The organism is Streptosporangium sp. NPDC006013 (genome assembly GCF_040614275.1).
In the GTDB taxonomy this organism is placed as follows: domain Bacteria; phylum Actinomycetota; class Actinomycetes; order Streptosporangiales; family Streptosporangiaceae; genus Streptosporangium.
Genome location: NZ_JBEXUE010000687.1, coordinates 1 through 4,114 on the forward strand (window position 1 = coordinate 1; position 4,114 = coordinate 4,114).

The 4,114-nt window shown below is 69.6% G+C and carries 5 protein-coding genes; 2 read left to right on the forward strand and 3 right to left on the reverse strand.

The features are described from left to right. On the reverse strand, window positions 1-1,108 hold a 1,108-nt coding region (locus ABZ260_RS47860), incomplete at its 3' end, for a polyprenyl synthetase family protein (protein ID WP_355631730.1). Between the two features lie 401 nt (window positions 1,109-1,509). Here ABZ260_RS47860 and metF point away from each other — a divergent pair. After that, window positions 1,510-2,442 carry a methylenetetrahydrofolate reductase [NAD(P)H] gene (metF, locus tag ABZ260_RS47865; RefSeq protein WP_350924412.1) on the forward strand — a complete coding sequence of 311 codons (933 nt, stop codon included), beginning with the start codon at window positions 1,510-1,512 and terminating at the stop codon, window positions 2,440-2,442. A gap of 24 nt (window positions 2,443-2,466) precedes the next feature. Here metF and ABZ260_RS47870 read toward each other — a convergent pair whose 3' ends face one another. Beyond that, the gene (locus ABZ260_RS47870) at window positions 2,467-3,015 is read right to left on the reverse strand and encodes a GNAT family N-acetyltransferase (protein ID WP_355631733.1); all 549 of its coding nucleotides are present in this window, start codon (window positions 3,013-3,015) and stop codon (window positions 2,467-2,469) included. 83 nt (window positions 3,016-3,098) lie between these two features. Continuing rightward, on the reverse strand, window positions 3,099-3,533 hold the full coding sequence (locus ABZ260_RS47875) for a YbaK/EbsC family protein (RefSeq protein WP_355631738.1): 435 nt from the start codon (window positions 3,531-3,533) through the stop codon (window positions 3,099-3,101). Between the two features lie 161 nt (window positions 3,534-3,694). Here ABZ260_RS47875 and ABZ260_RS47880 point away from each other — a divergent pair. Further along, the coding region (locus ABZ260_RS47880; protein WP_355631736.1) for a peptidoglycan-binding domain-containing protein at window positions 3,695-4,114 on the forward strand (420 nt) is incomplete at its 3' end.

Below are 4,114 nucleotides of genomic sequence, written 5' to 3' on the forward strand. Positions count from 1 at the left end.
GCCGCTCGTAAAGCTGATGTCTTACCCGCGCGTTGAACAGTGGAAGTTTCGATTCTTCACCCATGCGTCCATCATGTGGGGCGATCCGGATCGGCTCGGGGCGGATCGGGGCGCCCTCCAGCGAACCGAGGGCGTTCTCCAGGTACTCCTTGATCAGGTCCTCACACGCCACGAGAGCCCCCGTCTCCTCGATGATCCGGCGTAGCCGGTCCACCCCGGCCTCGTCCAGATCCGGGTCGCCGAGCGTGGCGCGTACCACCTGTGCCTGGGAGGCCGAGGCGGCGGCGAGCGTGCGGGCGATGAGCATCGTCCGCTTGCCCTCTCGAAGATCGTCGCCGGCCGGTTTACCGGTCTCGTCCGGGTCGCCGAACACGCCGAGGATGTCGTCGCGAAGCTGGAAGGCGATGCCCACGGACCGCCCGTACTCCTCGCAGAGCCGGTCGATCCAGGGCTCCCTGCCCTGGGCGGCCAGCACCAGCCCGAGCCGGAGCGGCTGTTCCACGGAGTACTTGCCGCTCTTGAAGAGGGCGACCCGCAGCGCGCTGTCGAAGGTGCCCTCGCCGTGCGCCTGCTCCAGCAGGTCGAGATACTGGCCGCACATCAGTTCGGTGCGCATGTCGTCGTGCACCTTCTGCGCCGCCGCCAGCGAGGCGGCCGGCAGACCGCTGTTGCGCCACATCTCACCGGACCAGATGAGCATCAGGTTGCCCAGCAGAATGGCCGCGCCCTCGCCGAACTGCTCGGCGGAGCCGTGCCAGCCCGCCTTTCTGTGCAGTTCCTCGAACCTGCGGTGTGCCGAGGGCATGCCCCGGCGCAGGTCGCTGGCGTCCATCACGTCATCGTGCACCAGGGCGCTTGCCTGGAGCAGCTCAAGGGAGGCGGCCGCGGAGAAGAGCGCGGGGTCGTCGCCTCCGCCCGCACCATGCCAGCCCCAGTAGCAGAAGGCGGGGCGCAGCCGCTTGCCGCCCGCGAGGAAGTCCTCGGCAGCGGAGACAAGAGGGGCCAGCTCTGGAGCACTGACCTGCGGACGCTGCTGTTCGACGAACCGCCGGAGAGCGTGGTCCACCTCGGACCGGATCTTGTCCAGCGCGGTTGCAGAAGTGATCATCGAATACCTCCGGTATGGAGACCCTGGGCTTCAGCTCTGGGGAGGAAACGCGGTACGGTGCCGCACGCCCTGGCACCGTGTCCGGCGGTGATGACACCCCGACCACCGTACGCATGGTCGACGCGGGCCTTCCCGCCGGGGCGGCGGAGCGGCGGAACGGTTGCGGGGCCGGTGCGAGACACGACACCTCCGGGTTTCTCGCGACTGGTCATGAGTCAGGAAACCCAATCTATGAAAGTTGGGATCCCCCGGCTTCGGCGGCAGGAGGAGGTCAAGTAATGAGATTAACGGTCCAAGGGGATATTTCGATCTAGAAGAACGGTTGTTTCGCGTGGAGATCGTCCTGTAGGCGGCCGTGATCTGATCGGGCATCCGGGCGGCCGGGCCAGTATCCTTGCCCCATGGCTCTGGGTCGCCCGTCCGTTCTTCCAGATCGTGTCGCCACCGTCCGCGAACTCCTCGCCGCCGGTGCCCACTCGTTCTCCTTCGAGTTCTCCCCTCCGAAGACCGACGAGGGAGAGCGCCACCTCTGGCGTGCCGTCCGCGAGCTGGAGGCGCTGCACCCCACCTTCGTCTCCGTCACCTACGGTGCCGGAGGCAGCACCCGCGACCGCACCGTCGACATCGTCGAGCGGATCGCCCACGAGACCACGCTGACCCCGGTCGCCCACTTCACGGCCGTCAACCACTCCATCCGCGAGCTGCGCCACCTGGTCGGCCGGTTCGCCGGGGCGGGCGTCCGCAACATCCTCGCCGTGCGGGGCGACCCGCCGGGCGACGTGACGGGCGAGTGGGTGCGCCACCCCGAGGGCGTCCTGTACGCCGAGGAACTGGTCAGGCTCATCCGCCAGTCCGGCGACTTCTGCGTGGGCGTGGCCGCCTTCCCCTACAAGCACCCCAGGTCGCGCTCGATCGAGTCCGACACCGAGTACTTCGTACGCAAGTGCCGGGCGGGCGCCGACTACGCGATCACCCAGATGTTCTTCCGCGCGGACGACTACCTGCGGCTCCGTGACCGGGTGGCGGCCAGCGGCTGTGACACGCCGATCATCCCCGGCATCATGCCCGTCACGCAGATGAGCACCATCGCCAGGTCGGAGCAGCTCTCCGGCGCGCCGTTCCCGCCCGAGGTGGCCGAGAGGTTCGCGGCCGTCGCCGACGATCCGGCCGCCGTGCGCAGCCTGGGCATCGAGCTGGCCGCCGAGCTCTGCCAGACCCTGCTCGACGAGGGCGCGCCCGGCATCCACTTCATCACCTTCAACCGCTCCAGCGCGACCCGCGAGGTCTTCCAGGCGCTCGACCACACGCCGAGGGCCCCTTCGCTGGGGGGATGAGCGAGAGGGTCTCCCGCCGGCGGCTCAGCCGTCCAGCGGGAGAACCGCCCCGAGGATCGCGTAGCGCTCGTGCCCGCCGGGGAAGACGAACTGGGTGAGCAGGTCCACGAAGCCGATGCTCCGGTAGAGGTGCCGGGCCGCGGTGGGCCGGTCGCGGGTGGACAGCACGGCGGTGCGCTCCAGGCGGCCCGCACAGATTCCCATGATCATCGACCGTCCGATGCCCTTGCCCTGGTAGTCGGGGTGGACGTGGATCTCGGCGAGTTCCAGCGCGTCGCCCAGCCAGCCGCGGGCGCTGCCCTCGCCGTGCTTCTCGGCGAGGGCCCGCCGGACCACGTCGTGCCACCACTGGCCGGAAACCCCGTGGAAACCGTAGGCGATCCCCACCGGGGTGCCGTCGGAGAGTTCGGCGAACAGGCAGGTGAAGGCCGGGTTGGCGGCGTGGTTTCCCATGATCGCCTTGCGGCCGGCGATCTGGTCGGCGGGCGGGTTCATCGCCTTGGTGTAGACGTCAAGGACCGCGTCCAACCGGAGCGTGAACTCGTCGGGGCCGATCCGTCGCAGTCCGATCACGCGTCGCACCCTAGCAGGGAGGACATGACGCGGGTCAGCGCCGGTGGCGGGAGCGCCGTGCCGTGCTCACCGCCGGATCGCGGTCATTCGACCTCGACGGGGACCCCGCCGGTGATGCGGACGAGCTCGTCGAAGGAGGTCGGGAAGACGGTGTGCGGGTGGCCGGCGGCGGCCCAGACGACGTCGTACTTGTCCAGCCAGGTGTCGACCAGCGTCCGGACCGGGGCGGGGTGGCCGATCGGGGCGACGCCGCCGATGACCTGGCCGGTGGCCGCCCGCACGAAGGCGGGATCGGCGCGCTTCACCTTCGTCACGCCGGCCGTCCTGGCGATCAGGTCGGTGTCGACCCGGTGGGCGCCGCTGGTCAGCACCAGGAGCGGCTCGCCGTCGGCGTCGAATATCAGGCTGTTGGCGATGGCGCCGACCTCGCAGCCGAGCTGCGCGGCGGCGCTGGCGGCGGTCGGGGTGGCCTCGGCGAAGGTGACGATCTCGCCGGGGACGGCGTGCTCACGGAGCACGGCGGCGACTTTCTCAACGTTCGGATGCAACTTTTCTGGCACCTGGCCACTCTAAACGGGTTGACCGTTGATTTCCGCTTCATAACCGGTCACTTGCACGGGGAACCCGTGCGCTATGGTCCCTTGACCTGATCCATAGTGATATGAGGAGTTGATGGAAAGTGGGGGTTGGACAGCGGCTGGGAGCGGCCGCGCTGATGACGGCGGGGGCCGTGCTCCTCTCTTCCGCGGGCGTCACCCTTTCTGCGGGCGTCGCCGAGGCGCGGGCCGCGGTCTCGGCCGCGCCGGCCGTCGCGACGAGGACCGAGGCGTCCCGGTTCGTCGCACCGGGCAAGACGCTCAGGCTCGGCGCGAAGGGCGCCACGGTGAAGGTGCTCCAGGAGAGGCTGGCCGAGCTCGGCTACGCCCCGGGCAGGATCGACGGCCGCTACGGCGGTGCGACCCTGACCGCGATCTGGGCCTTCCAGAAGGTCAACGGCATCTCGCCGACCAGCACCGTGGCGCGCAGGACCTGGCAGGCCCTGGAGAGTCCGCTGGCGCCGAAGGTGCTCGTCCCCGGGGGTAAGCCGACCCGGGTGGAG

Bases quoted from the DNA above. Each gene is read 5' to 3' on its own strand.
- metF (WP_350924412.1), top strand. From the start codon at position 1,510: ATGGCTCTGGGTCGCCCGTCCGTTCTTCCAGATCGTGTCGCCACCGTC.